The 26,883-nt window shown below is 46.8% G+C and carries 31 protein-coding genes and 1 pseudogene; 5 read left to right on the top strand and 27 right to left on the bottom strand.

The genetic code is table 11. From position 1 onward, the window contains the following. Positions 1-305 precede the first annotated feature (305 nt). Positions 306-782: a hypothetical protein gene (locus ACXAD6_RS05650; protein WP_474968015.1), complete on the top strand. Its 477-nt coding sequence runs from the start codon at positions 306-308 to the stop codon at positions 780-782. Between the two features lie 162 nt (positions 783-944). On the opposite strand, the gene ACXAD6_RS05645 is transcribed toward ACXAD6_RS05650, so the two are convergent. The 11 genes from ACXAD6_RS05645 to ACXAD6_RS05595 form a co-directional block, all read right to left on the bottom strand. Further along, positions 945-1,559: a hypothetical protein gene (locus ACXAD6_RS05645; RefSeq protein WP_474968014.1), complete on the bottom strand. Its 615-nt coding sequence runs from the start codon at positions 1,557-1,559 to the stop codon at positions 945-947. A gap of 228 nt (positions 1,560-1,787) precedes the next feature. Then, positions 1,788-2,039, bottom strand: a complete 252-nt coding sequence (locus tag ACXAD6_RS05640) for a hypothetical protein (RefSeq protein ID WP_474968013.1) — start codon at positions 2,037-2,039, stop codon at positions 1,788-1,790. Positions 2,040-2,213: 174 nt separating this feature from the next. Further along, the gene (locus tag ACXAD6_RS05635) at positions 2,214-2,486 is read right to left on the bottom strand and encodes a hypothetical protein (RefSeq protein WP_474968012.1); all 273 of its coding nucleotides are present in this window, start codon (positions 2,484-2,486) and stop codon (positions 2,214-2,216) included. Between the two features lie 471 nt (positions 2,487-2,957). Then, positions 2,958-3,134: a hypothetical protein gene (locus ACXAD6_RS05630; RefSeq protein WP_474968011.1), complete on the bottom strand. Its 177-nt coding sequence runs from the start codon at positions 3,132-3,134 to the stop codon at positions 2,958-2,960. A 155-nt stretch (positions 3,135-3,289) separates the two neighbouring features. Further along, entirely contained in the window at positions 3,290-3,808 is a 519-nt protein-coding gene (locus ACXAD6_RS05625; protein WP_474968010.1) for a GNAT family N-acetyltransferase, read from the bottom strand. A 10-nt stretch (positions 3,809-3,818) separates the two neighbouring features. Continuing rightward, positions 3,819-4,166: a DUF4260 domain-containing protein gene (locus tag ACXAD6_RS05620; protein WP_474968009.1), complete on the bottom strand. Its 348-nt coding sequence runs from the start codon at positions 4,164-4,166 to the stop codon at positions 3,819-3,821. A gap of 144 nt (positions 4,167-4,310) precedes the next feature. Then, positions 4,311-4,538, bottom strand: coding sequence for a hypothetical protein (locus tag ACXAD6_RS05615; RefSeq protein ID WP_474968008.1), 228 nt, complete (start codon positions 4,536-4,538; stop codon positions 4,311-4,313). 69 nt (positions 4,539-4,607) lie between these two features. Further along, a complete protein-coding gene (locus ACXAD6_RS05610) occupies positions 4,608-4,880 on the bottom strand; it encodes a hypothetical protein (RefSeq protein WP_474968007.1) in 273 nt (90 codons plus the stop codon). Beyond that, a complete protein-coding gene (locus ACXAD6_RS05605; RefSeq protein ID WP_474968006.1) occupies positions 4,881-5,570 on the bottom strand; it encodes a VOC family protein in 690 nt (229 codons plus the stop codon). A 182-nt stretch (positions 5,571-5,752) separates the two neighbouring features. Next, the gene (gene dacB / locus ACXAD6_RS05600; RefSeq protein ID WP_474968005.1) at positions 5,753-7,228 is read right to left on the bottom strand and encodes a D-alanyl-D-alanine carboxypeptidase/D-alanyl-D-alanine endopeptidase; all 1,476 of its coding nucleotides are present in this window, start codon (positions 7,226-7,228) and stop codon (positions 5,753-5,755) included. Between the two features lie 142 nt (positions 7,229-7,370). Beyond that, positions 7,371-7,883 (bottom strand): GrpB family protein, encoded by a 513-nt coding sequence (locus ACXAD6_RS05595; RefSeq protein ID WP_474968004.1) that lies wholly within the window; start codon positions 7,881-7,883, stop codon positions 7,371-7,373. A gap of 144 nt (positions 7,884-8,027) precedes the next feature. On the opposite strand from ACXAD6_RS05595, the gene ACXAD6_RS05590 reads away from it, so the two are divergent. Then, positions 8,028-8,693 (top strand): type 1 glutamine amidotransferase domain-containing protein, encoded by a 666-nt coding sequence (locus ACXAD6_RS05590; RefSeq protein ID WP_027953684.1) that lies wholly within the window; start codon positions 8,028-8,030, stop codon positions 8,691-8,693. 63 nt (positions 8,694-8,756) lie between these two features. Here ACXAD6_RS05590 and ACXAD6_RS05585 read toward each other — a convergent pair whose 3' ends face one another. Then, positions 8,757-11,186, bottom strand: coding sequence for an EAL domain-containing protein (locus ACXAD6_RS05585; protein ID WP_474970368.1), 2,430 nt, complete (start codon positions 11,184-11,186; stop codon positions 8,757-8,759). Between the two features lie 168 nt (positions 11,187-11,354). On the opposite strand from ACXAD6_RS05585, the gene ACXAD6_RS05580 reads away from it, so the two are divergent. Then, positions 11,355-12,431, top strand: a complete 1,077-nt coding sequence (locus ACXAD6_RS05580; RefSeq protein ID WP_474968003.1) for a mechanosensitive ion channel family protein — start codon at positions 11,355-11,357, stop codon at positions 12,429-12,431. A gap of 150 nt (positions 12,432-12,581) precedes the next feature. Here ACXAD6_RS05580 and ACXAD6_RS05575 read toward each other — a convergent pair whose 3' ends face one another. The 4 genes and pseudogenes from ACXAD6_RS05575 to ACXAD6_RS05560 all read right to left on the bottom strand — a co-directional run. Then, positions 12,582-12,902 carry a hypothetical protein gene (locus ACXAD6_RS05575; RefSeq protein ID WP_474968002.1) on the bottom strand — a complete coding sequence of 107 codons (321 nt, stop codon included), beginning with the start codon at positions 12,900-12,902 and terminating at the stop codon, positions 12,582-12,584. Between the two features lie 481 nt (positions 12,903-13,383). Continuing rightward, the gene (locus ACXAD6_RS05570; RefSeq protein WP_474968001.1) at positions 13,384-13,701 is read right to left on the bottom strand and encodes a hypothetical protein; all 318 of its coding nucleotides are present in this window, start codon (positions 13,699-13,701) and stop codon (positions 13,384-13,386) included. 21 nt (positions 13,702-13,722) lie between these two features. Next, positions 13,723-13,911, bottom strand: a complete 189-nt coding sequence (locus tag ACXAD6_RS05565) for a helix-turn-helix transcriptional regulator (RefSeq protein ID WP_027953680.1) — start codon at positions 13,909-13,911, stop codon at positions 13,723-13,725. A gap of 159 nt (positions 13,912-14,070) precedes the next feature. Next, a pseudogene (locus ACXAD6_RS05560) lies at positions 14,071-14,358 on the bottom strand (GNAT family N-acetyltransferase); the annotation flags it as partial. Positions 14,359-14,384: 26 nt separating this feature from the next. Here ACXAD6_RS05560 and ACXAD6_RS05555 point away from each other — a divergent pair. Beyond that, positions 14,385-15,122 carry a GerAB/ArcD/ProY family transporter gene (locus ACXAD6_RS05555; RefSeq protein WP_474968000.1) on the top strand — a complete coding sequence of 246 codons (738 nt, stop codon included), beginning with the start codon at positions 14,385-14,387 and terminating at the stop codon, positions 15,120-15,122. A 47-nt stretch (positions 15,123-15,169) separates the two neighbouring features. On the opposite strand, the gene ACXAD6_RS05550 is transcribed toward ACXAD6_RS05555, so the two are convergent. The 5 genes from ACXAD6_RS05550 to ACXAD6_RS05530 form a co-directional block, all read right to left on the bottom strand. Beyond that, positions 15,170-15,565 carry a VOC family protein gene (locus ACXAD6_RS05550; protein ID WP_474967999.1) on the bottom strand — a complete coding sequence of 132 codons (396 nt, stop codon included), beginning with the start codon at positions 15,563-15,565 and terminating at the stop codon, positions 15,170-15,172. A gap of 84 nt (positions 15,566-15,649) precedes the next feature. Then, positions 15,650-16,306, bottom strand: coding sequence for a response regulator (locus tag ACXAD6_RS05545; protein ID WP_474967998.1), 657 nt, complete (start codon positions 16,304-16,306; stop codon positions 15,650-15,652). Next, entirely contained in the window at positions 16,303-17,847 is a 1,545-nt protein-coding gene (locus tag ACXAD6_RS05540; protein WP_474967997.1) for a GAF domain-containing sensor histidine kinase, read from the bottom strand. Before ACXAD6_RS05540 ends, ACXAD6_RS05545 begins: the two co-directional genes overlap by 4 nt. Before the next feature lie 18 nt (positions 17,848-17,865). Continuing rightward, positions 17,866-18,378 (bottom strand): NADPH-dependent FMN reductase, encoded by a 513-nt coding sequence (locus ACXAD6_RS05535; protein WP_474967996.1) that lies wholly within the window; start codon positions 18,376-18,378, stop codon positions 17,866-17,868. Positions 18,379-18,503: 125 nt separating this feature from the next. After that, complete coding sequence (locus ACXAD6_RS05530) at positions 18,504-19,319, bottom strand: helix-turn-helix domain-containing protein (protein WP_474967995.1); 816 nt, start codon at positions 19,317-19,319, stop codon at positions 18,504-18,506. Between the two features lie 115 nt (positions 19,320-19,434). Here ACXAD6_RS05530 and ACXAD6_RS05525 point away from each other — a divergent pair, with 115 nt between their 5' ends. Next, on the top strand, positions 19,435-20,601 hold the full coding sequence (locus ACXAD6_RS05525) for an MDR family MFS transporter (RefSeq protein ID WP_474967994.1): 1,167 nt from the start codon (positions 19,435-19,437) through the stop codon (positions 20,599-20,601). Positions 20,602-20,693: 92 nt separating this feature from the next. Here the strand turns inward: ACXAD6_RS05525 and ACXAD6_RS05520 are convergent, their stop codons facing one another. From ACXAD6_RS05520 to ACXAD6_RS05495, 6 genes are all read right to left on the bottom strand, one after another. Then, complete coding sequence (locus tag ACXAD6_RS05520) at positions 20,694-21,011, bottom strand: hypothetical protein (protein ID WP_474967993.1); 318 nt, start codon at positions 21,009-21,011, stop codon at positions 20,694-20,696. A gap of 49 nt (positions 21,012-21,060) precedes the next feature. After that, positions 21,061-24,450: an SCO7613 C-terminal domain-containing membrane protein gene (locus ACXAD6_RS05515; protein WP_474967992.1), complete on the bottom strand. Its 3,390-nt coding sequence runs from the start codon at positions 24,448-24,450 to the stop codon at positions 21,061-21,063. A 102-nt stretch (positions 24,451-24,552) separates the two neighbouring features. Further along, on the bottom strand, positions 24,553-25,269 hold the full coding sequence (locus ACXAD6_RS05510) for a phosphatase PAP2 family protein (protein WP_474967991.1): 717 nt from the start codon (positions 25,267-25,269) through the stop codon (positions 24,553-24,555). A gap of 223 nt (positions 25,270-25,492) precedes the next feature. Beyond that, on the bottom strand, positions 25,493-25,843 hold the full coding sequence (locus tag ACXAD6_RS05505; protein ID WP_474967990.1) for a nuclear transport factor 2 family protein: 351 nt from the start codon (positions 25,841-25,843) through the stop codon (positions 25,493-25,495). After that, positions 25,840-26,208 carry a VOC family protein gene (locus ACXAD6_RS05500; RefSeq protein WP_474967989.1) on the bottom strand — a complete coding sequence of 123 codons (369 nt, stop codon included), beginning with the start codon at positions 26,206-26,208 and terminating at the stop codon, positions 25,840-25,842. Before ACXAD6_RS05500 ends, ACXAD6_RS05505 begins: the two co-directional genes overlap by 4 nt. A 16-nt stretch (positions 26,209-26,224) precedes the next feature. Then, positions 26,225-26,878: a YdbC family protein gene (locus ACXAD6_RS05495; RefSeq protein WP_474967988.1), complete on the bottom strand. Its 654-nt coding sequence runs from the start codon at positions 26,876-26,878 to the stop codon at positions 26,225-26,227. Positions 26,879-26,883: the final 5 nt, after the last annotated feature.

Here is a 26,883-nt window from a genome sequence, read left to right as displayed (position 1 = left end):
CTCTGTCCTTACTGACCTCTATTACCAACGGAGTATATTCCCAAACTATACCAATGTAAAAAAGGCGATCCTTCAATTGAAGAAACGCCCCCGTTAACGAAAGACTCGAATTCAAGATAACCGAAGCAAGGTGGTGGTTCCTGTGCTTCTTGTCGTAAGCGCCAGAACCATCCTTAGTTTTTATGATTCCTTATTTACCACATTAATTCTTAGTTGTATGAATCCTTCTATATGTTGATATTTTCCAAATGAGGACTTACAATTCCAAGTGTAACATTTAAGAAGCTTTCCAACGGGAGTTGAAAATGAATAAATTTCTATTTTTTCTTTTTATTTTAATTAGTTTAGTAGGGTGCTCATCAACTGATCAAGGTAAAGATGAGAAATACAATAACAACAAGGGGGAGAAATTGAATGAAGAAATAACTATCAAAACTGGGGGTAAGAATTACGAACTTGAGCCTGTATACGCATGTAACAAAAACTGCATTTTAAAAGATGATCTTGAGATGATACATGAGAATTTTGATAGTTATGGAGTTCCTGAAATAGACACTCCGGCAAAACTAAAAATTAATCAAGCAGACATTGACGCTAATAGTTCTGGAGCTATGATCCATTATAATTCTACAACTAAACAAGTAAACTTGAGTGATGATTATTCACTACCCGTAACAGGAAATAAAGGAGAATCCTCAAAGTATATTTATTATAAACACCATAAGACTGAGGGTGAAAAAGTTCAGTATGAAATTTACGCTTTTACAGTTGTTCCTAATTAAATCGCTCTGTTAAAGTTTAGTATTAATATTACTACCAAAAAGAGATTCCAATTTCATGGAATCTCTTTTTGATATTGGGCATATTCAACTGAAGCCCCCTTTTTTATAAGACTTGATTTCAAGGTATTTGGTCATAACAATATATAAATCGAACCAATACTCTTACTTACTTAAATCTACCTTGATGCTTTTATCCTCACCTAATCGCTCGTTATTTTCATCTCTTGGCGCTTCCATTTGGAAAGTTATGTTTTTTACTTCCTCAGCATTCAATTCGTCTAATAAATAAGAGGCGAAAGCCCGGTATTCCCCAGCACCCCTATAACCAAAAGATAAGTTACCACTCTTCAAGAGGTTTGGTTCAATCCATTCTTCTTCAGAATTTATTTTTATCGGGAGATGTTTCCCATCAAAGGTTAAATTATCCTCCTCTGAAGTAACTATAAAATCCAACCTGATAAACGTAACTTCACCATCTGGAAGTTCTTCAGTAAGTATATTCTTCATTTCTCCTTCCTGTACCGAAACCCCAAGCATTTCTATAGTTATAGGACCAGATGTAACAGTTCCTAATTTTGTTTTTGAGTTTACAACTTCAAAATCTCCTAAAGAAAAAATATTATCTTCCTCAGAATTATTATCACCCGTTTTCTCTATTTCCTCAGTTTCATTCTCTTCTTCTGAGGTCCTATCATTGCTTGTTTCAACGTCATTACAAGCCGTTAGCAATAGTAATGAGCTAGATAAAAATATATATAGTAGTGTTTCAAGTTTCAATATCTCCACCCCATTTCAAATTATCCATATTAAGATTGCCTTATCACTCAATATAGTGGCAATAACTAGCGTAGCATAATTATGATTTCCTAGAAATAAAGTCTTAAAAACCGGACTGAGTCTTCCACCAACCTGCCCAAAACGTTAAGGGAGCAATTCTTCTGTTAAAGAATTGCCCCCGTTTACGTAAGACTTGAAGTCAAGATAGTATCTTCTTCCCCTCCATATTTAGGGTGTGTTCCAAAAAAATGTAGTAACTATAAAAGGTATAATTATGGACACTAAAAGAATCAATCCATTGCCAATGAATCCAATCTTTCTGTATGTTCCTTTTTCCGAGAGCATGGCAAATACCAATCCTAATATAGCAATCACTACACCTGCAAAAAGAAAAGCATCATTCCTCGAAAGCATCGTTATGTATGCAGCTAGGCTTACTAAAAATAACACAGTAGAAATTATTCCTAACTTCCTTCTCACACTTTCCCCTCCCCGTTATGTAAATTATTCCAAAATATTGTATGTAACTCAATACTTTTAGAAAATGAGCTTTCACGTAATATGGGAGACAATTCTTTTATTAAGGAATTGCCCCCCGTTTCATGAAGACTTAATTTCGAGATAATTCGCCATTATCTATAAAACTGCTTTTATTTACGTTATCAAAAAAATAATCGAAGTAATCAGAAATGGTGAACCGAATATGCCAATCTTCATTCCTAACCTTCTTTCTTCTCTATCTCCTTTATCTGTTGAAGCCACATTTAATTCAGACCTTCTAATAAACGTTTTCATAAGGAAAGCAGAAATTAAAGCTGACCCAAAACCGATAATATTAACTAAACTAATGAACATTTTCAGGCTAAAGAATATTGTAATTGACAATATAATTAATAATAAGAAACCATACCCTAAAGCGTTTCTCATTGTCACACCTCTTTCTTTATTTTCAGCGGGGTTATGCCAAAACAAGTGAACAAGAAATATTAACTTATAATATTCCCTAATAAAGTAAAGCCCCCCTTTTCTGGAAGACTTGAAATCAAGATAATTAACCGTTATTTATACATTATCCTTATCACAACACGATGTTTTTAAGATATAAAATACCATAGATTAAAGCACTAACAACTAAAATAAATAAACCAACCATTAAGAACCCGTATGTAAAACCTCTAACCATTGAAAATAAATCTAAAAACATATTTTTTATAGCATTAAATATAAATTGCACCCCAAAGCCTCCAACCAGTATTAATTTGAAACATTTACATTATTAAATTACGGGTTATTCTAACTAAAAGTTTCACTCAACTATTTGTAAGAATATATATGCTGCTGAATACCAATAAACGATGTACAGCTTTTGCCACTGATACTGAATGACTCGAAACTGAGTTACCTTTTATCTTTGAGGCTTTTCACTTCGTTTTCAAGGCTTTCAACTTTTTTCTGTAATTCTTTATTGGGTTCAGTAACTTTTCTCCCTATAATGACCAAAAAACCAATTAGAGAAACTATTCCACCTCCAACAGCAACTACACCAAATATCACAAGGTCTAAGATAACTATCACTCCTAAAAAGCACTTTAATTCATATACGAATGAGTACATAAATCGTTTCAAAACTGGCTATTATCTCGAATTCGAGTCTTCAACTAACCTGCCCATTAGCTAAAGACTCAGTATCGAGATAAATATCAACACCGAACTTAAACGAAGCCTTTTATTCAAGGCAGCAGTCTCCGCCTGTAACGGAGAGAAGTGTAAGATGATGCTTCCTTACTCTCCCCATAACCCGGCTGTTCCTCATGAAAAACAAAACCTCTGGCTTCGTAAAAAGGAATGCCCTTATCATTGCCTTTTTGAACCGAAGCCCATTGTTCTTCCGCTCCATAAAGATCCTTCTGCTGCTTCGTCAAGGCTTCCAGCAGCTTCGTACCGATTCCCCGGCCTCTGTAATCCGGATCTAGATAAAGGACATAGATTTCGCCGGCCTTCTGATCGATCATCCCGCCGCCAATTGCACCAACAATCCTGTCCTGTTCAAGAGCGGTTATGTAGCCGCTCCAGTCTCTCCCTGCAGGAACAATCTCTTTTTGGATGCGGGCCAGGTTATAAAATTCATCGATGACGGTCTGTAAGTATTCTTTGCTGTAAATCGCTGCGTACGTGTCCTGATTCCCTTTGATACAGACCTCCCGGATGCCGGGAGCATCACTCATAACAGCATTTCTGACTATAATCATCGTTTCCCTCCTATATTCTCTGCTGGTGGGTATGTTTGAAATCTGTGCCATACTTTAAACCGTAGCCGATGGTCCGATCCATCCCGATATGAGCCGTCCAGATCAGCGCCAGCGCGGTTACAAGCCCCCACTGGTAATATAGACCGGTGAGGAGAACAAGTCCCGGCACTACATAGGTGTGGCCGATATTGTATAGGACGGCTCCCGCCTTGGCATTTATGATATAGCCGAGCATGAATACATCAGGTGCAAGAAGGAGAAGAAGAAACAGCCAGAGCGAATAGCCGGTCGTTGTGTAAAAATAAGACGACATAATGAGGACGAGTAATCCTTCCAGATGAATCCATGTTTTGGGCACTGGGTTCCACTCCTTTTTAGGTGATCGGTTTGAAAAGGGGCCATGACAAGCAGGTCGTGCCACGATCCGTTTCGGAAAAGCTCTTCCTTCAGACGCCCCTCTGTTGTAAAACCTGTATGCTCATACAATCGGACGGCGCATTTATTAAACGCACAGACTTTCCTCTGATGTTTCTAGTTCTTCAATCCTGTAACTATTCGATGTGTCTGAGGTGGTGATCCTCTTGATGAATTGTTCGGTGCTTTCATAGGTGGGGACATCGAGGTGGGGCTGGGTCGTCTTCATTACTTCCATATCATTTCTCCATTGATGGTAGATGGGTGGGGCTTTTTCCTCTACTTTCCGCAGACGTATGCGTTCAGCTGTAAACAAGTCATTCCTCCCTCTCTCTGCTGAGCCGTTCACCTCTAGTACGGTCAACAAGGAGAAACGTTTCAAAAATCAGGCAGGAAATCGGATGCTTCCATTATTCACCTGCACATTCCCATGACCTGCTTTCCTCATCCGTCCTGATGCAAAATCATTGTTTGTGAATTGACGGAAATACTGCCTCGCTCCGTTATACGTCGCATACCACAGCTGGTTGATAATGGTATACGTTCCATGACCTGCAAAGCGGAGCGGATGGTAGGAAACACCAAAGACCGGATGAGTCATTTTAGCAATCCCGTACCTGCCCTTTTCATCCAGCCACAAGCCCAGCATCTTCTCCATTTACACACCCCCCTCCCACTCCTCTACAGAAACGAGGCCGTCCTCACCCACGTACGCGGTCCCTCTCCCCTTTAGGAGAGCCGTTACAGGATAAACCTCAGCCATCTGATCAGAAAACAGCCACTTTCTACCCGGTTCGAGGAGCAAAAGAAAGCTTTCGTCTTCCTTTTCCCCTATAAAATTCAGGAGGTGCGGCCGGATTGGGCGCTTTTCTCTTTCGATGAGATTCAACCGTTCAAGAACTTCAGCCCCCTGCCCGGCGTCCACCGCTATAAAGCTCATTTCATTGACCTTCTGCAGGCTCTCTATGGAGAACGGCTGTCCATCACTCTTTGGAGCCGTACGCCTTGCGATACACTCGACAATATTACCGGCGGGATCCTGAAAGGAAAAGGCACGGGCCTGAAGATGCTGGAAGGCCGCCTCATCCTGATCCTCTTCTTTTAGGAGCGGGGTACGGGCCTTCACCCACTCTTTCGCCTCCTGAAACTGGTCTGCCGGGATATCAAAGGCGAAAAGATAAAAAGGATGTCCTTCCTCTACTTTTAGAAAAGTGATGGTGCTTCTCCCAGCTTCAATGGTCAGCTGACCTTCTCCCGATTCTCTCTCCTTAAAACCGAGGACCTCTTCGTAAAAATGTTTCATATCCTTGAGCGGCCGTGTATCCAGCATGACTTTTTCAATAAACATTTCTCATTCCTCCTTCACAGCGGTACCTTCATGGTAAAGAGAGGGGAAAGGAATCACATCAGGGGACAGACCGATGTTTTCTACGTCTTTCGATGGAGATCAAGACCCGCTGCAATCATTTTCTGTCTGCCACAACAATCAAAAAGGCGGCCGGAAACTTTCCCGGCCGCCTTTTTGGTATCTTATCCCTCATATTCAGCAAGAGTTACTGCGAGCTCATCCTCAATCTCCTGAACGGAACCTAAATAGTTATTCAAAAGGATGGAGAAAATCAACTCCTCCCCGTCTTTCGTCGTAACATAGCCGGAAAGCGAGGTCACACCAGTCAAGGAACCTGTCTTGGCATGGACATTCCCTTCAGCCGCTGTGTCCTGCATCCGATTCCTCAATGTACCCCCAACAAAACGTTCTTCCTTTCCTGCCACGGGAAGGGATGTGTAGAACGCGTCATACCACGGTTCCTGGCGAACTTTATATAAGAGTTCTGAGATTTCATCGGCCGGAACCATATTGACATGCGACATGCCTGACCCGTCCCGCAGGCGCATCGTATCTGCATCCACATCAATCGTCTGCACATACTCTTCTACGACATCCAACCCTTTATCCCAGCTGCCCTCATCGTAAACGGTCCGCCCCATTTCCTTGATTAACACCTCAGCGTGTCCGTTATTACTCAGCTTCATGAATGGGATGAACAAGTCTTCAAGCGGCATCGATGTATGAGATGCAACAAGGTCGGATTTCTCCGGCGTTTCCGCGTACGTCATCTTTCCTTTCACCTTTATGCCGGCTTCCTCCAACGCCCTTTGGAAAAGGTCGAGCGCAAGTCCAGACGGCTCATCGACCGCCACCCAGGAGCGGGACCGGCTGCCTTCAAGTGGAAGAGTCCCTTCCACAATAATCTCGTTTGTTCCGTGTTTCCGTTCAATCGTGACATCTTTCTCTCCATCTTCAGCAACCGTCTTCGTTTGATTGATGATTTTTACGTGGTCTGTTTCCGGTGTCACTTCGATATCAGCCTCCACACCTTCTTCGTTTCCTGGGTAGGCAGCGACGATCACCGTTCCTGCATCGTAATCTTCATTAGGCGCAGCTGTAAGGGCAGAAATCTGAGAAGCATAATAACGGGATTCATCATTCCAGGAAATGTCCTCAGACAAACGGATATCATCGTACCATGTGTCATCCGCAACCAGGCTTCCTTTGACTGCCCTGATCCCTTGGTCCTTCACTTGTTGGGCAAGCTCCTGAAAATCCTCATAGAGAAGGGTCGGATCTCCTTTGCCCTTTAGGTAAAGGTCCCCGTGAAGCTGACCTCCTCTTATTTTCCCTTCTGAATACACTTCCGTATCAAACGTGTAGCGGGGGCCAAGCGTATCCATCGCAGCCGCTCCCGTCAGCAGTTTCATGTTGGAGGCCGGCTTCAACCGGTCATGGGCATCATGTTCATATATGACCTCTCCCGTGTCGGCTGAGCGGACACTCACACCGCTCAGCGCTCCGTCCAGCTTCTCATCACTTAATAGAAGGTTGAGTTGATCAACCAATTCTTCATGTTCCAGAGAAGCCGTCACTTCTGTCTGGACAGGCTGAAAAGGAAAAAACAAAACAAGACTCGTCAACGTCAGGACTGCAGCATTGGATAATTTCCGCATATGTATACGTCTTCCTCCTCCAATATGGGGTCTTCTACACCTTACCAAAAATTACAGAATATTATAATAATTAACAGATATTTTCCACAAAACAGCCCCAAGGAAGCAGTTCTTTGGATAGAGTTTCAACCTATCTATCCTCTCAGCTGCGTGACCAGTCCCATGCCGCTTGTTGAAGTTGTTGGACAAACCCGCCCTTTCCCTCGATGTACGCGTCGATATTAAAACGGTGGGCCTGCGCCAGCTGCTTTTTCAACCGGGCATAAGCGTTCCGCTCAGCGTCATGCGTCCGAAGATAATCACGGAACACGAGATGACGCTCTATTTCAGGACTTCCTTCTTCAAATACGTGCACGTGATGGGTTCTATCCTGTCCTCCTTTTTGAAAAAAACGGCGGCCGGGCAATCCGTTCTCACCTTTCGCTTCATACCCTGCCTTCTCCATTGCAGCGACCGCTTCATCGACCGCTTTCAAATTACTGACAACAGGAAGTATATCAATCACCGGCTTGGCCGCAAGTCCGGGAACTGCTGTACTGCCGATGTGATGAACATCGACGAGCGCTGATCCAAAGATCTTTTCCAGTATCCGCTTTTCCTGTTGAAATAAAAATGACCAGCCCGTGTCATAAGGGACAACCTCCACCTTCCTCATCCGACCCCTCCTTTATTTTCCTGATTATCCACATTCAAGTATAGCAGATGAGTAAATGTGTCCCGTTTGAGCAAACTATTTTCGTTCCTGTCCTTCATCGTGTATAACTTATCGTGTAACATCACTTATTTAGGAGGTACCATCATGAGCAAAAAAGTTCTAATGGTCGTAACCAATCACACTAAAATTACAGATGATCATAAAACAGGCCTGTGGCTTGAGGAGTATGCTGTTCCTTATAATGCCTTCAAAGAGCAGGGCTATGAGGTAAAAGTAACAAGCATCCAGGGTGGCGAAGTTCCACTGGATCCCAACAGTATTCCTGAAGAAGAAGTGAAAGAATGGGCGGAAGCTCAAGCACAGCTGAAGGATACAGCCAAGCTTTCCAAAGAAGATGCCAATGGATTTGACGGTATTTTCCTTCCAGGCGGACACGGGACAATGTTCGACTTCCCGGAAAACGAAACGCTTCAGTATGTCCTGCAGCAGCATGCGGAACAGAACAACGTCATCGGCTCTGTCTGCCACGGTCCTAGTGGTCTCGTCCATGCGACGTATGAAAACGGCACACCGATTGTCAGCGGCAAAAAAGTGACCGGATTCACGGACTCCGAAGAAATCGGCATGGGTCTGGATGTGCATATGCCATTCATGCTGGAAACAGAACTGCGCAACAAAGGCGGCGAATTTTCCAAAGGGGATGACTGGAGCGCCTACGCGGTCCGCGATGGTAATCTGGTAACCGGCCAGAACCCGATGTCCAGTGAAAAAGCTGCAGAGAAAATGGTTGAAGCTTTAAAAGAAAACTAAAAACTCCCCTTCCAAAAGGAAAGAGAGTTCCAGGCTGTCGGGATCGTTCTCGACAGCCTTATTTTATGTCAGGGGTGCTCCTTTCATCGGCTGAAAAAACCGGGTGGAAATCTGGTCATGCGGCACCGGAGCACTGCACAGGTATCCCTGGTACTGGTGGCATTTCCTTGAAATCAAGTAATCCAGCTGGGACGGCGTTTCTACACCTTCTGCGATGACGTTCAAGTTCAAATTGAGAGCCATATGGATAATCGTATCTACAACAGCCCTGTCTTTAGAACTTTTGTGGATCGTCTGAATGAACGATTTATCAATTTTAAGGGTATCAAGCGGGAAGTCCTTCAAATAATTCAAGGAGGAATATCCGGTCCCGAAATCATCGAGGGAAATTTTGATCCCCATCGCTTTCAGCTCATGCATAAAAGGAATCGCTGTTTGCGGATTTTGTACGACACTCTCCGTCAACTCGAGATCCAGGTACTTCGGATCCAGACCGGTTTCGTCCAGGATCTCTTTAACGGAATCCACAAATCCTGGATCGTTGAACTGGACGGCTGAAATGTTGACAGAGATATGGCAAAGCTCATGCCCTTCGTCAAGCCATGTTTTGAACTGAGTACAGGCTTTTTTTAATATCCATTTCCCCAGTGGAATGATCAGCTTCGTCTCCTCGGCAAGTGGAATGAAATCCAGAGGAGAAACAAGTCCCAGTTCACGGTGATTCCAACGAACGAGCGCTTCGAAGCTCTTCACATCCCCCGTACCAATAACGACCTGAGGTTGATAGTAAATCTCGATCTCCCCGTGTCCGGCCGCTTTTCTCAGACCGGTTTCCAGCATCATTTTCCTGGAAATCACTTCATTAATCTCCATCGTAAAGAATTGATACTGGTTGCCGCCCTCCTGTTTCGCCTGATACATCGCCGTATCGGCAAATTTAATAAGATCATCCGCCTCCAAGCCGTCCTCCGGATAAAGACTGATTCCGATCGACGGCGTCACGAACAGTTCCACCTCATCAATGAAAAAAGGCTCACGCAGAGCATCAAGCAGCTGACTGGCAGCCATGCCGGCTTTATAGGAACTTGTTTCTCTCAACACCAGAATAAACTCATCCCCGCTCTGCCGGGCAGCAAAATCGTTGTCCCCCAATCCAGCCTGCAGCCTCTCTGTTACCTGCTTCAGCAAGGCATCCCCTGTCTTGTGTCCATACACATCATTGATTTGTTTAAATCGATCCAGATCCAAGAACAAGACGCCGGCTTCCTCGTTGTTTTTGTGCGCCTGCATGAGCACGGTCTCCAAGTGATCGTTCAGCATTCTCCGGTTCGGAAGATGGGTCAGTTCATCTTTATACACGAGCTCATTGATCCGCTCCTGCTGTTGAACCCGCTCCGATATATCACGGATGATTCCGGTATAATACGTCTGCTCGTCGTTGGAGGTCGAGGATAAGGATAACTCCAAAGGGAATACCCTTCCTGTGGCGTGCATTCCCTCGAGTTCCACCGTCTGTCCAATCACACGCGCTGCTCCTTTTTTCAAAAACAGAGCTGCCCCTTCAGGGTGTGCTTCATAAAACGAAGGCGGAACGACGATATTGATCAGCTGACCGACCGCTTCCTTCTGGCTGAACCCGAAGGTATCGACAGCTGCCTGGTTCCAGGCGAGAATCTTTCCTTCCTGGTTCATGGTGATTACGGCATCGTTCGCCGATTCCACAATGGTCTGGTACAGGGTATCCATGAAAAGGATATGATCGCTGTGCTCTTCCATTTTCGTATCGTACCGGTTCACTAAAATAAACAGTCCGATTAACACAAACACTCCGAACGTCACGATGTATCCGAGCGGCGTCGGGTCTATAAAAGGATCGGTATGAGCGGACGTTTCCACATGATAAAAGCTTGCTGATGCCATTCCGGTATAATGCATTCCGCTGATCCCGGCCCCGAGCACCAAGGAGGCTCCTATTTTAAAACGCTTCATCCTTCTTGGGTAATTCATAAAACTCTTCAATACAATCAAAGCGGTAAAAGAAGCCGCGAAAGCAATGGCTGCCGAAGCGGCAACAAGCTGCGCATCATACTGGATCGCGGCTTCCATGATCATCGCTTCCATGCCGATATAATGCATCGAAATGATGCCGAGGCCGATTACAATCGAACCGACCGCTGCGTCGATCCGCTTTTTCAATCCACGGCTCATTAAATAAAAAGCTAGAAAACTGGCTCCCGCTGAGGAAAGGATGCTCAACGTCAAAAGCCATGAATCATACCGGACCGGCATGCCCATGTCATAGGCGAGCATCGCTACAAAGTGCATCGACCAGATGCCGCCGCCCAGCGTAAGCGCTCCAGCTGCTATCCATTTCCACTTCGTCAGGCCGGAAGCTTTCTTCAACCGTTCCACCATCGTCAACGAAGCAAATGATGCCGCCACAGCTGCAACAATCGATAAAATTACAAACCATGTATGATAGGAACCTGTCATTTCCACTCGTCTTTTCCCTCTCTTCTTTTTATCTCTTTCTTATATCGGCGGCCGGATGTCAAATTAGAGAGAATTCTGGAAAAGAATCACGCCTGAGCTTAGCTTTTTTGACGGAGGGTAAAAGACATAGTAGGATGAACAAACACACGTGACAAGTGAGGTGGTTTTTTGGACTCTTGGAGAAGTTGGTCGTGGGAGGATATTTTAGCCGTCATCCTTTTCCTAACCGCCGTTATCCTGCTTCGATGGATATTAACAGGACTTGTGAAACGTCTGTTTTCAAGCCGTCCGCGGGCAGAAAAAGCTTTTCTATCTTTAATCAACTGGTTTTCCTACAACGGGATTCTCGTCTTTATCATTTTTTATTTTGCCGATTCCAAATGGCTGTTCTACGAGCTCATCCCTATAGAAAGTGTGGATGTCACCCTTTTTCTCATTATCGTAGCGCTTCTGATTCTGACGTTCGCCTTCCGGATTTCCCGGATTTTGAACAGGTACATCTTTCCGTTCTTTTATGACCGGCATCAACTGGATAAAGGCACCCGTTTCACTATGGAACGTGTCATCCATTATGTCATCATGGTGATTGCGTTTTATATCAGTTTGACAACGGTCGGTATTGATCTCAGCGCCCTTGCCGTTTTTGCCGGAGTGCTCGGCGTCGGGATTGGTTTCGGGATGCAGAACATTGCCTCCAACTTTATTTCCGGACTGATTCTTCTTTTCGAACGGCCGATCAAAGTAGGAGACCGGGTCCTCATTGATGATGTGGTTGGTGATGTCCAGCGGATCAGCATGCGGGCGACGATCGTACGCACGTTAGAAAATGAGCATATCATCATTCCGAACTCGTATTTTCTAGAAGAAAAAGTAGTCAACCGTTCCTTTTCCGACCCACGCCTTCGGTTAACCATTCCAGTTGGTGTCGCCTATGGTTCCGATGTGGAAAACGTGAAGAACGCTCTTCTGCAGGTAGCCGCGGACGCTCACGAAGCGAATGCGTATGTCCTCAATGATCCGAAGCCTTTCGTAAACTTTAAAGGCTTTGGCGATTCCTCGCTCGACTTTGAGCTGTTCGTCTGGATATCTAAACCGGAGGATTTGATCCCGATCAAAAGTGAGCTGAACTTCAGCATTTACGCAGCGTTCAGCCGTGAAGATATTGAAATTCCATTTCCCCAGCGCGATTTACATATTAAATCGAACGCAGCTGGATGGTTTAACGAAAAGGAAGGGCAGCCTTAACCAGGCGCCCTTCTTTGTCGTTTTCATCTAATGGGAAGGATATAACAACATCTGGAACAACATCTCTCCTCTATCACATCAATTATTGAATAAGCGTCATCGTTATGATGAGAGTCGTTAAACACGGACCAAGCTGATACCCTTTTTTGTTCATGAATAAAGAATTCCCAATGGGTAAGGCAGTAGTATCCTTACAACAAACCATATAATAACGGCCAAAAACAGGAACATCACAGCGATACTCAACGTCTGCCTGTAACGCTTTTGTTCTCTTAAATTTAAGTGAATGATATCCCAGACCAGCCTTAGGAAGAGTAAACCCATAATAAGGAACATGAAGAAAATCAGTGACGTATCAAACACTTTAGAAACGATAAATACTACAAAGATCCCGATAAAAGTTAAGAGGTTGTCCATTCTTTTATCCACTTGCTCGATATTCCCATCTATTGCTCTAACGATTCCCTTCACGAAACGCCCCCCCTTTGAGTCAAACCTATGTATTTGAATTACTAAACCAATGTGGGCTCTTTCCTCTTATTGCTGTTATTTCCACTGATAGATCAGCGGATAAAAATCCAGCATAGTCACCGTGATCAATCCTTGATGTATCTGTCGCCAGTCATTTTTTTCTGGAGTGAGATTATCGGGTGGGATTGATGGATTTGCGGTAAATGGTTTGTTCGGCATCAGCCTTTTGTTCCTCAACCTTATGTAAGTGTCGATCATTATCTATACCTGTTTAGAAGCCCAAACGAAGAGCATTCCCAATAAAATAGTCGAAATAGAGAGGAGCAGGAAAGATCCTACTAGAATCAGGGCTGGAATGAGGTAACAGACAGCAGCAGCTGTGATGAACCATCCTGTAACAAATAAAAAGCTGGACAAAAATTCAATGATGTTTTTTATAAAATCACCTCATTTAAATACATCGTTCGTTGCCGGCAGACTTCTATGCACTTACCTTCCTGCTGTTGATAAAATAAAATACACAATAACTCAGGAATAATATCGTTAAATAAAACAACTCAGGATAATTTGTTTTTATGCCCTCCAAGCGGGGATCTCCCACATTAAAGAATTCAAAGAGAAAATTTGCAAGCATGAACAGAATGATTGTTGACCAGCTTTGTATCACTGCTTTTTGTTTAATCCACTGTTTTCGTTCATCTTCTTTAGGCTTGAAGATAAATTCTCGACTGCCGGACAACACCCCAACAATACCAAGCCAGATAAACGGAATAACTAAGTTTGTTAAAAATACACTCATCTTACACGTCCCCTTCTACGGTTATGGTTTAAATACCTGATCAACAGTGGTTCCTAGCTGTTTTGCGATATTAAATGCCAGTTTCAAGGTGGGGTCATACTTGTTATTTTCTATCGCATTGATCGTTTGACGGCTGACATTACACAGATCGGCAAGTCTTCCCTGGGAAACCCCAAGCTTTTCTCTTAACGGCTTAATCTTGTTTTTCAAATCGTTCCCACCTTTTTTCTTCAGCTGACTGTCAAAAGTATTTTACACTTAAATGGTAATAAAACCCAATCATAATGTCAAATACTTTTGACAGTGTAGTTATACTATATCTAAGTAGAGCGAGTATTGACATTATAAAAAGGAGACTGGTTCTCTCCTTTATTTTATAGTGATCATATACACGTCTACCTCTCCCTCTTTCATAAACATCTCTTTAGACTTATGCATGCCGATCGAACGGGCGATATGTGCGGATGCTGTATTGCCCGGCTGTATAAGGGAGATATACCTTTTCTCACTCCTGTGCTTCCTGCCATAGCTCAGCAATAATCCAGCCGCTTCCTTTGCATATCCCCGTCCTTGGAACTCGTTGATGATCCAATAACCGATTTCCACCTCTTCTTTTCCGTCAACCTGTTGGGGTACCAAGCCGGCATGCCCGATACGTTCCCCACTCTCTCCCGTGGGTCATTATGATCCCGTTTCTGATGGTCATCGGTTACTCGACGGTCTTAGGGATCGAAGCTGTCGCCCGTAGTGCAGAAATTCTTGTTTTCTTTACGATAATGCTTTTGGTTATGTTATGGGGCCTTGGGTTCTTATCCGAAGAATTCGATCCCATCTACCTGCTTCCGTTATTCGATCAGGATTGGTCTGTCCTGCTCTCCATGATTTTCCCTACGGGTATCAGCTTTCCCTATGGAGAGTTGATCGTATTCACCGTTCTGTTTTCCTTGGTAAAAAATAAAGAAACAGTGAAACGCTACGCCTGGGTCCCTATTTCAGCAGCTGGCTTTATCATTATCATCACGATGGAGCTTGTCATCGGCATCCTGCATGCACCGATGGCAGAACAGTATTTCTTTCCTTTTGCTAAGGCGATGGAGCTTGTCACTTATTTTTCCTTTATTGAACACCTTGAGATTTTCACCACTCTTTTACTTCTGAGCGGCGTATTTATCAAAGTATTTATCTTTGCCTATGCAGCCTTCAGCCTTTTCAAGGAATCGTTTCCTATGAAAAAAACAAAGCTCTGGCACAGCTTTGTTCTCATCTTCCTGATTGGCGTCATGTCGATGATTGCTTCTGAAAACCTGATCCAGCACTTGCAGATCGGACTGAAGGTCGTCCCTTATGCCCTTCATATTCCCTTCCAATTCGGGATCCCCATCCTTACCGCCTTCGTTTTAATCCTAAAACGCCGGAAATAATGCAGGAAGAAAGCCCGCCCTTATTGGTACATAAGGGCGGGCTTTTTTCACTGCGCTTTTTCGTCCGGTTCGTGAATGCCGATAAGGTTGCCCTCCGTGTCATGGAAATATCCCTGCCAGGCCATACCAGGCAGTGCATATTTCGGCATAGCGACGGTGCCCCCCTGCTCTTTGATCAAAGCTTCGGTGCGGTCGAAATTCTCGACACTCATCGTACAGACAAAGCTGTTGACTGCCTGTCCTTTTTCAGGGGCCGGTCCCTGACGCTGCATCAGGGCCCCGTTGATGCCTGGAGTAGAAGCATCCCCGGTCACAGCTCCGAAATAAGGCATCCCTGCATATTCACTGTAATCCTCGTACGTCCAGCCAAAGACACGGCTGTAAAATTCCTTCGCCCTCTCCATATCATCCACATGAATTTCAAAATGTACCAGACGGCTCACAGGCTTCTCCTCCTTTTGGGTATGCTATTTATTTACATTCGACTCCAAAAAGAAGATTCCTCCTTTCCAAGGAGAACCGTTCAATCAGCTGCTGGATTCTTCGAACATTTTTTCCTTCATCGCATAGATGGCCGCCTGGGTGCGGTCATGGACGTCGAGCTTGCTTAATAGATGACTCACATGCGTTTTCACCGTTTTCTCTGTGATGAACAAAGCAGCAGCTATTTCCTTATTGCTCTTTCCAAGGGTAATTTGATAGAGTACATCTTTTTCCCGTTTCGTCAGCTTGAACGGAGCATCAGGAGCCCGTCCTGTTTGATTCTGGTTCATTTCCGTTAAAAGCAGCTGGGTCGCTTTCGGGTGGAGCAGTTTTTCACCTCGGTGAGCGGCGCGGATGGTCCGGACGAGCTCATCCGGGTCTACGTCCTTCAGCTGATACCCTGACGCGCCTGCCTGAAGGGCGGGGATGACGTGGTCCTGATCGGAATAACTGGTCAGAACGACGATTTTCGCTTCTGGATACCGTTGAAGAATCTCCTTAGACGCCTCTACCCCGTCCATCACCGGCATCATCAAATCCATCAGGATGACATCAGGAGAACACTTCTCCATTTTTTCCAATGCCGTCCGGCCATTTTCCGCTTCTCCCACCACTTCGATATCCTGCTGGGTATTCAAAAAGAACTTCAGTCCGCGCAGAACGATTAAATGATCATCGACGAGCATCACCCGTATACTCATTCCATCCGCTCCTTTCGGTTTCCCTTATGAGGGAGAAATACTCGTACTTCTGTGCCCCGTCCCTTCACACTTTGAATGGAAAACGAACCGCCGGCCAGTTCGGCCCGCTCTCTCATACTCGTCAATCCAAGGGTACGGCCCTCGACATCTTCATGATCATCGATTCCAGGACCACAATCGGATAGCACCATACCTGCCCCTGTTTTTGTTTCATAAAAGTGGACGGCAGCGGTGGTCTCGTTGGTGTGTTTCTTAATATTATTGAGGGCTTCCTGGCCGATCCGCCATAATGCCTCCTCCGCATTTCCCGACCAGTCCGGAACCTGCTCCATATCGATATCCAGCGTGATGCCGAGATGGTCGGCATATTTTTTCAAAGCTGCACTCAATCCTTCTTCAACCCCGACCGGACGGAGCTGCCAGATCAGCGACCGCATTTCCTTCTGGGACTCCTGAGAAAGCAGCAGCATGTCCTCCAGCATCTCCCGGAGGTCCTGTTGGTCATTTGGAATCATTTCTTTTACTCCACGGGCGGTTAAAGAAAGGGAAAAAAGCTTTTGATTGACTGAATCGTGCAGATCTCTGGCAAGGCGCTTCCTTTCTTCATGCAGCAAAAGCTCCCGGCGTTCTTTCTGAAGGTTCAGACTCTCAGCTGCAAGAGCCATATTCCGGACGAGGGCCTGTTGGACTTCAGTGTCTCTGCTCTGAAAAGGCTGTCTGCTGCCTGAGACCGTATGAAGCAGCCCCACGGTCTCGTCCTTTATGGTGATGGGATGGATGGCCTCTGATTCTCTGTTTTTTTCTGGAATCTGCATAATCTCTTCCGAGAATTCCCCGCCGCTTGACGCTTGTTTTATGTACACATGGTTGTTCTTCACGTACATGGCTGCCGCCTGCCAGCCAAAATGAGCCATTCCTTTCGTAACTGTGGTCTGACATATGCCAGGGATGTCTTCTTCCTTGTTGATGGAACGAACCACCTTATTCAGCTTTTCATAAAGCTCTGCTCTTTTCTGTTCCTCATGATACAGCCTCGTCCGCTTGATGGCGGTTCCGATCTGATAGGCGACGGACTGCATCAAGGTCAGTTCTTCCTCTGAAAAATGTTCCTTATAAGGGGCTGCGATATTCAATATCCCGAAGAATTCCGTCCCGTCGCCAAGGGGAATCGTCGCATGGTGGGAGATTCCCTCCGTGTCTCCACGTTTGTTTTTCACAGCTTCTGTGATCCGCTTGCATTCGATGATATTGACCGGCTCTGTCAGCTTGCCGTTCCAATACCGGTGCAGGCAGTGGCAGTCCCCCGAACACATCGGCGCTTTTTCCTCTCTGGAAAGCGCCGGCGGCAGACCGTAATCGGCAATCAGCGTATAATGCGGCTCCTCATCAACGAGAAAGATCCAGCCCGCTTCCAAATGGGTCAGCTCCAACAGCTTTTCAAGGACGGCCTGGAGCATTTCATGCATGTCGTTACAAAGATTCAAAGTTTCCGCGATCCCTTTCATGATTGTTAATTCTTCCACACGGTCAAACGCACGCATCCTTTTCCTCCGTTTCCATCAGTTTGTTACGGGAAGGTATTGGTGAAGCTCAGCAAGGACGCTGTCCAGCCGGTCCTCCGTTCCTTTCTTTAATCCGCCCTCCGCATCGAAATCCTCCGGGTCGAAGACCATCTGCTGCGGAAGTATCAGGGCATACAAGCCCCGGCCGACCGTCCTCATCTGGTTGACCGCATTTATACCGCCTTTTCCTCCGCCACAGACAGAAAACAGAAGGGTTGGTTTCCCTTTGAAATGGGACCCATCCAGAAATTCGAGCGCATTTTTCAAGGCTCCGCTCATCCCGTTATGATATTCCGGAGATACCCAGACAAACGCATCCGTTTCCGCTGCGGTTTTTTTGAATTTCATGACAGCCGGGTGATGCTCCTGCTGTTTTGTACCATCAAATAAAGGCAGCTGCTCTTCACTCAAATCAATCAGCGAAGCCTGAAGCTTCTCCGCCACCTTTGTGGCTGCCTGCCTTGTCCGTCCCTGCTTTCTTGGTGTTCCACTAATCACTGTTATGTTCATTTCGATTCCTCCTTGCTCTTATCTTATCTCTGAAAGGAAAAATCGGACTCCGGGAAATGACGGAACTTTTTCTACAACTTTGGACGGAAAACGTTCGTTCGCCATTGAAAAAGAACAGCTCCCCTTCACCGATGTTGATCGGCATACACCTTTGCCGTTACACCAAAACGGGCTTTAAAGGCCCTGGAAAACGTACTGAGGGACTGATACCCCACATCAAAGGCCGTTGTCATAATATCACGTCCCGGATTCATCAGCTGTCTTGCCGCTTCCTCCAGCCGGATCTCATGAATGTACGCTCTTGGCGTCCGACCCGTCTGTTTCACGAACACCCGGTGAAGATGGTATTTGCTCATATTCATTTGAAAGGCGATCACATCCAGCGTCAGATCCTCCCTGAAATGTTCATTTACAAAGGCCTGTACCTGGGCAGCAATCCCTTCTGGACTGTGAAGATGATCGGCTGCTGCCTGCTGCCATAAGTTTGTGTGAGAGCCCTCTATATGGGTGAGGATGGTTTCTGTAAAAGCTTCCTCGTTGGACAGTACCTGATCGATTCCTTGAAAAGCCGCTGTCTGCATCTGTTTTTCTGCTTCCTTCACGACTGCAGCGGGAACGGTCTGGAGTGCTGAAAAATCTACGGGGGAGACACTTTGTCCAAGCCGCCCCTCCAGGACCTTCCGGACAACAGTCTCGTTAAAGCTGATCAGCATAATCATCCCTCCCCCTGAAGCTTCATGCTGATGGACATCACCAGGAGGCACAATCAGTGCTTTTTCCGCATCCAGATGCAGATGCGTACCGTTATGGCGGACGGCGATGCTCCGGGACATGGGAATACTGATCTGGTAATGGTCGTGAGGGTGCGCTTCATCCGCCTCCCCCTGCTGTAAATCGAATAGTAACACTCCGGTATGCTCGAGATCGAGCCTCATTTCCATGCTGCATCTTCCTTTATTGAGCAAGATTTGCTGATATAACCGCAAGAACCGCCACGTCCGCCCTTCCTTCTTTCCAATACAATAGGTTTACTTCCTAAGGAAAGGGGTCTTAGTAATGGAAACACGGACGATAATGATTCAGACCGGCGGGCATGCGCTCCTATCCTTTATCTCCATCCTTTTACTTCCGTTTTTAACTCTGTATATGTATGACCGATTCGACGAAAACCTCAGTCTGACTGCTTTGGTCATTGGCATCCAGCCCTTCACGGAAATTCTTTTCACACTGCTTTTCAGCAGGTGGATCGACCGCTTCGGCCGAAGACCAGTGCTTTTAGGTTCTCTGGTGTTTCAACTAGCGGCGATGGTTGGATTTATCGTGGCTGCAGATGTATGGACGTTTGCCGTCTGTGCTTTTTTGAATGGCCTTGGGCGGTTTGTCTACATCCCTGCGGCCAGGGCGCAGATATCAGAAACGGTTCCTTTGGAGAAACAAACACGGACGTTTGCGCTGCTGGAGACAGGTTCAAATATCGGCGCCCTGGCCGGACCTGCTGTTGGAACGGTGCTTTTCAGCTGGCATCCACCGTTATTGTTCGCTCTGCTGGCCGTGCTCACCTCCATCTATGCCTTGATCGTCTGGCTGTGGCTGCCGGAGTCATGGACCGGTGTCCTTACAGAAGTTTCAGAGCGGAAGCCTGTCCCCTATAAAAAACCAGCCTTCCTTGCCTGCAGCATGCTGCCGATCAGTCTGTTTCATGCCCAGATGGAAACGAACTGGCCGATTTACTTGAAAGAGAATATGGAACATTATCTCTGGACGTTTTCAGTCCTGCAGATGTCCGGCACGCTCTTCTTTATCTGCTTTGAAGTCCTGCTTGTCCATTGGGCGGAAAAATGGCCGCGGATACGGGTCATCCAGACCGGATGGCTGTTTTATACAGCGGCTGCTTTTGGTTTTGCGTTTTCCACTCATTTCGTTGGACTTATTGTATCACAGCTGTTGTTGTGTATTGGGGCTGTTCTGGTGCTCAATCCGATGCAGACGTTCATCAGCACAATCGCCCCGCAGGCTCATAAAGGAAGATATTTCGCCTTGTTCGGCCTGCACTGGGATTTCTCCAGGTCCGCTGGTCCATTCACAGGCGGCCTCATGCTTTCCTTTTTCGGTGGAGGATGGTTGTTTTCCACGCTTGGAATCCTCCTGATCATCGGCGGATTCATTCAGACAAACCGCCTGACCATCTATTCCAGGGATGAACCAGACAGGATGGCCGGATGATGGATGTGCATCCAGAAGCACTCACACAAAAACCCGTCCTCTCCTCTTATCCTGGGACGGGTTAAATGATATACGTAAACGAGGCGGCCCGTTCAATACCAGTAGTAAGGGTAAAAGGGACCGAAACGGCGGATGCCCCAGAACGGAAAGCCGAATAAACCGAAAGGACCGAAAAACGGGAAGAACAAACGGCTGTCAGCACTGCCCTGGCTCTGCGGCATCTGCTGCTGACCGGCAGGCTTGAGCAAATACAGCTGTTCGTCGTCGAAGCTGTGCAGAATGCCGGCATGAACGGAACCATCATGATTTTCGATCTGGATCATTTGATAAAGGTGCTGATGGCAGAAATCCTTCGCTCCCTGCTTCTGTCCTCCGGTTCGGGGAGACCTATGAGACGGATGATGCATCATCGAGACCCTCCTTTTTCTCCCCATCGTATGACAGAAGCCTAAAAGCGTGCTAATCCCATTGTTTAAGCGAGAGCCACAATTTTTTAAGTTTCCGTTCCACAGGCTTTCCTTTACCGGACTGCTGCTTCTGCCATTCGTTGTAACTGGCCGTCGCGATCAATAACACCCCTGCCGTCAACAGGTACACCCACCACGGTGCCCGGCCCCAGTAGGGCTTCGTCTGGTAGATGACATTGAAAATGAGCACACCCATTCCTGTAAAAAAGTACGATTTAATCTTCAGCTGCATCCCCGCCAACATGGACACGACGGATAAACCGCCAATGATCCACGCATCCCAGAGCGTATGACTGATGATCGCATCGCTCACAAGATAGGCCGCAATGAAAAGAAGGAGCCCGGACTGCACGTGACTCATGGCCACCCTGTACTCGTGCCACGTTCGTTTTCGTAACAGATAAAGGACGAACAGCAGCGGCAGGGTATACAGTTCAGCTTCCAATAGATCAGGAACGTAGGCATCATAGTCAACAAGGATCCAAAGATACGCCATGTAAAAACAGACGCTCCCGATTGTGTAGGACACCTTATCAAACAAGGGACGGTTCCACCTTGAAGCGGATACCATCATCCACGAGCCTGTGAGAAGCAGCGGCAGGACTTCCACCCATGCGTTCCCGTAGGCTGCCGTATAGATCGTAAGAAAACCGATATAAAGCAGGGCGGTGAACGCATAGGCATCGACTTTCTGTCTGGAAGCGATGAGAGAACGGAACAGGTACCAACCTGCCCCGTACACGAGCACAGCCGCAGATGCAAGAACCGGAATCCATACGTCCCTGCCCCAAATCTGTCCGATGTTCTCCCACATCAACAGCGTGAGAAGCAGCGGCAGGAACAGGACATACCACCAGCGGCGGAGATGAATCAATACAAGCGTGATGATGACGTATGCGCACATAGGCGCAATTTCCCAGGAAGCCATAAGGCCGCTGCGGCTCATGATCAGCGCAAGACCAAGAATGGAAAATGGAATCAAAAACCAGTCCAGGCGTTTTTTCCATGGCTGAGACAAAAAGGTCCAGACGAACCCGAGAATAACCGTGCTCATCATAAATGCATATTCGCCCGGGATCAGCGTCCAAAGACCCCACTGCTCTGTAAGCGTGTAAATCAAAACATAGACAAGGAAGGCAGCTGCATAAAGCATCAACCGCCGGCCAATCTCTCGTTCTTCCCGCCAGGAGCTCCAGCTGTACACACCAAGAGGGACAAGGAAAAACAGGGGATGAACGCCCTCTGTTCCAAGCGTCGTCAGCCACATCAACCCGATGATGACCGGAAGCATACCATGAGCCAGCACGTAAAAGGACGGACGGAGCCCGAGCGCTTTCCCTTTTTCTGCTAGGACAAGCAGCCATACCGGTGCAAACAGACTGTAGACGAGCGCTCCGTCAAATCCGGGAAGCGGCAGGGGTTTGATGAGCGACAAGTAAAAACCCGCTGTCGTTAAGGCCGGAAAAATCCAAAGGGACGCCTTCGATCCATAAACTGTCAAACCGTACGTGACGAATAAACCGATAAACAATAACAGCGGGCGGACAAATATCTGATCCACGAGCGGATCGACAAGCAGCAGAGCCATGGCTGCGATATAGGTGCCCTGCCCGATGTAAAACATCTTGATCTCCAATGGTTTTTCCTTCAAGAGCCGCCAACCGCCTGCTCCGGCTAACAGAAGCAGCCCGGAACACGCCAAATGAAACGAATATCCAAAACCATCTCCATACGCCGGAAGCCGGTCTGTCATCGGCTGGTAGATGAGAATCATGGAAGTCAAGAGGGCTGCGGGATGAAACCACTGGGCCGTCCATCGCCAATCCTGTTCAGCCCCCTTTTTATAGACGGCCACGGCGAGCGCTGAGCTCACGAGAAACTGAAGCGATAGATGACCATAGGCCTCCATCGTCCAAGTCAGCGTAATACAAGCAGCCATGGCCAGCAGGCTTATGTAAAAGCTGCTGAACTTAACCGGCTGCAGCCAGCGTCCTTCTCCCCAAACGCCCGGGTACAGGCAGAGAAGCGCAGCGGCAGTATAGACAAACAGATACATCGGTCCACTGCCAATCAGTGACCAGAGCTGAGCGGCACTGATTATATAAAAAACCGGAGCCATATACTTGAAAATGGCACGTCCTGAAACAACAGCAAGCAGCAGGTAGTTGATCATGATGATCAGATACGCAGCCAGAAGCAGCCAGGAATCCTGTTCAGCACGGAGCTGCAGACTCTGGAACGTAATATAGATAAAAGCACAAATGGAAACGACACCACTCGTATAGTGGAACATCTTTTTGACAAAGCTCTGCTGCTTCACGGCATAGGCAAAACCTACATAAAGCAGACCTGCCGCGGGAAATATCACCTCTTCAATGTGCTGCAGCGGCGAGTGTTCAACGAGCTGATAGACAGCATAGGCGAGCATTGCGGAAAAGACGAATTGATATTCCTTCGTCCCGTAGATAAATACCATCGCCATATACATGGCCGCTGTAAGCAGCAGGTTAAAGCTGTAAAAGACCTCCTCTTCAAAAAAGAAGAGCATGAACAGAGTCGATAAGACAAGATGCAGCTGGGTATATAATGGTAGTTCTCTCGTAAACAGCTGCCAGCGCTTTTGTTTTCTAAAACAGATATATCCTCCAAGCAGAGCAGCGTTGTAGACCATGACGATGAGGTAAAACCCATCTGTACCGACAGGCAGCGCACCGGCCGCAAACGCCGTGGTCATGCTCATGAAAACCAGCGATATCCACACATACAGCCGCGAGCGGTAAACCATGGCATGGCGGATATACAAAGGCAGTGGGACCAGCGTTCCTGACACCCCCAGGATGTAGCACCCTTCTCCGTCCAACGAAAAATAGCTGCCAAACAGTTCAAAATAACCGGCTGCAAGAATGGCTACCGGAATCAATAAACTGCCGAGTGTCAAAAAGGCGAAAGCCGTTTTTTCAATGCCAAGCACCCTTTTCGTCCCGTAACTGAGCGCAAAGAAGAAGAGGGATACTCCAATGATGGCCGTGAGCTTCGCCCCGGGCCCCATCTGATCCCATTGACTCGTTGCAAGAATCACCCCTGTCATAAGCAGCAGGGCTACTCCGAGGATCAAGGACCACGTAATGTTCCGCTCCCTTACCTCTTCCGGTGACTTCTGCTTTTTCACCTTCTTTACCGGTTCAGCCGGCATAGGACTTTCCTTATTAACGGGTTCGGAAGCTTCCTGACGCTCGATCCTTGCGGCCACGGCTTCCTTATAGTGTTGATCTTGTTTTTTCACATATGTATAAGTCGCTTCATCGATGTAGCCTTCACTTCGCAATCGATTCAGCCTCTCGTGGAAGTATTCATCTTTCAGCTGATCGGCATATTTCCCCATCGCTCTCCCTCCTATCCCATCCATTGTAACACCAGGATGGCAATATTTGGGTCGCGAATAAAAAAACGTCCGCCCCTTCTTTTGAAGAGCCGGACGTTTCCATCAGGACGACATCGTTTGTTTTTCAGAGGCTTGATGGTTTCTGCGCCGGCGCCACATCATCATTTCCAGCGCGGCCATACAGATCAGCAGCCAGCCGAGACCAAGCGCGAGACCTGCAGCGATATCAGTGAAATAGTGCACCCCGATAAACGTCCGGCTTACAGCGATAAGAACGATGACCGCTGATAAAAAAACATTGATCGTCCATTTCCATTTTTTATGAAGGGGGCTGATGACGACCAGATAAATCAAAAACCCATAAAAAGCCATCGCTCCTGACGAATGACCACTCGGAAAACTGTAGCCCACACCGTCATACTGCTCCAGCACTTCCGGACGCTGCCGTTCAAACAGCAGTTTGAGGCCCTTTGTTAACGCACTGATGCCGATCATATTGACGAGGAAGAACACCCACAGCCACCGGCTCGTTTTGGAAAAGAAAGCCAGATAAATCAGCGTCACAGCAGAAGCAGCCGTGATCCACCAGACAGATCCAAGCTCCGTCACCGTTCCCATGAACTGATCAAGTCCAGGGGTGGACAGCGATGCTGTTATATTCGACACGGCCTGATCGACCGCAAATTTTTCGTCTTCCATCACATCTTCCGCCAGCTCAATAAAGCCGTAAAACGCCGCACCCATCAAAAAGAAGCCGATGATGACTGTAACGACAGAGGCTTTGGAGGGCTCGGAAGGATGAATACCACGGAATAGCATAATGATGATCTCCTTTCACCCAAGTTCAACTACTCTTCTCTTACCCCTCCCCACACCCTGCGCAAACAACTGAAAATGTCTGGATCAGCCTGTTCGTTGATAGATCTGCCATTTCGTTGAGATACTCCTAAACGATTGGCTGCCTCCAGAAAATCATTGATCAAACCATATGTTCATGGAAAAACGCACAAAAAAAGCACAGGAACAAGTCCTGTGCGTGCGTTCATTTCGGAGTCGGGGTCCCTTGGTGATGAACCATCTTCCACGTGTCTCCGTACTTTTTCCAAATGGAGCTCCGCCATGACGTTTTCCCTGTCTCTTTGATATGAAGCAGGAAAGTGGTCAGTGCAGCATCTTCGGCGAGCTGCTGTACTTGAAACTGTTCACATGACAGACCGCGGTCCTCTTCCTGCGGCAGACGTTCGAGCACATGGTCTTTTCCAAAGACAGCACCAGTACTGGAGATTTCCTGGAAGTCATCGGCGAGCCGCCGGTCGAGTTCTTCTCTCGAAGACCTCACCCCGGCCGTCAACAGCTCTGTTTCCTGCTGATATAGATGGGCATGCAGGCTCATGATGAGCGCACCTTTTGTTCAATAAGTCCGAAGCCGATACCAGTCGGATCGACGAGATAGGCGAGGTAAAAATCCTCGTATTCCATTTTCTCCTTTACGACGAGAGCGCCTCTCTGCTCCGCCTCAGCCATCGTTTCATCAATGGAGGCCACTTCGACCTGGATGCGTGCACCGTGCGGGAAATCAGCGCCTCCTTTTGAAATGCCGCCATAGACCCCGTTTTCCTGACCGGTTGACACCGGGGCATACCCCCAGGAAGGCTCTCCGACGTCCCAGCCGAACACTCCCTTATAAAAGGCTGCCGCTTTTTCCGGCTGTTGACTGCTTAGTTCAAACCCTACGACTTTTCCTTTTCTATCAGTCATCCTCATTCTCCTCCATTCAAGAATGCCGTCCCATTAAAGCCGGCATCACTCGCCAGCTTTCCTCGATGACACATCCGTCTCCTGTCAGTGTAGACACAAGATCTCCAGGTTTAGCGTTTGTCAGAAGTTTCGGAAACACATCCGATTGATAACGTCTGTGAAACGATTCATCCGCCCAGCTCGATAAAATAAGGTAACAGCTCTCACTCTCTGTATGCCCGGCGAAAAATCCGCCGGTCATTCCCGGAGATGAAGCCATTCCAGGATTCCAAACATTTTCCTGCACCTCAAGGAAACTCTGAACTCTTTCCTTTTTCACATGAGTGAATGCCAGACGCAGAAAGGCTCCCTCTCCAAAAATTCCGGCAGGCTCAGAGCCCTTGATGTTAAACAGCGGTTCATACCATTGTACGTCCAGCTTCTCGTACATCTGATCCTGCCCTGACTGATGAAATACCTCATCATGGTTGTTCTTCATAAAGGTGTCGTAAAAGTGACGGTCCTCCCAGAAAGCAAGAATAAAAGCACGGCAGGGATGCTTTTTGCTCCAGCCACCGGCCTGTCCTAAAAATCCGGGTATATCCCTGAGCCGGCTCCATGAAGCCTGCGCTTCGGAAAAGGCCTGTTTCTTTTCAGGACTCACTTTACATTTGATTAATTTAATCAGCATGCAGA

Source organism: Halobacillus sp. ABH2_015, assembly GCF_056158945.1.
This window is presented reverse-complemented; position numbering and strand designations above follow the sequence as displayed.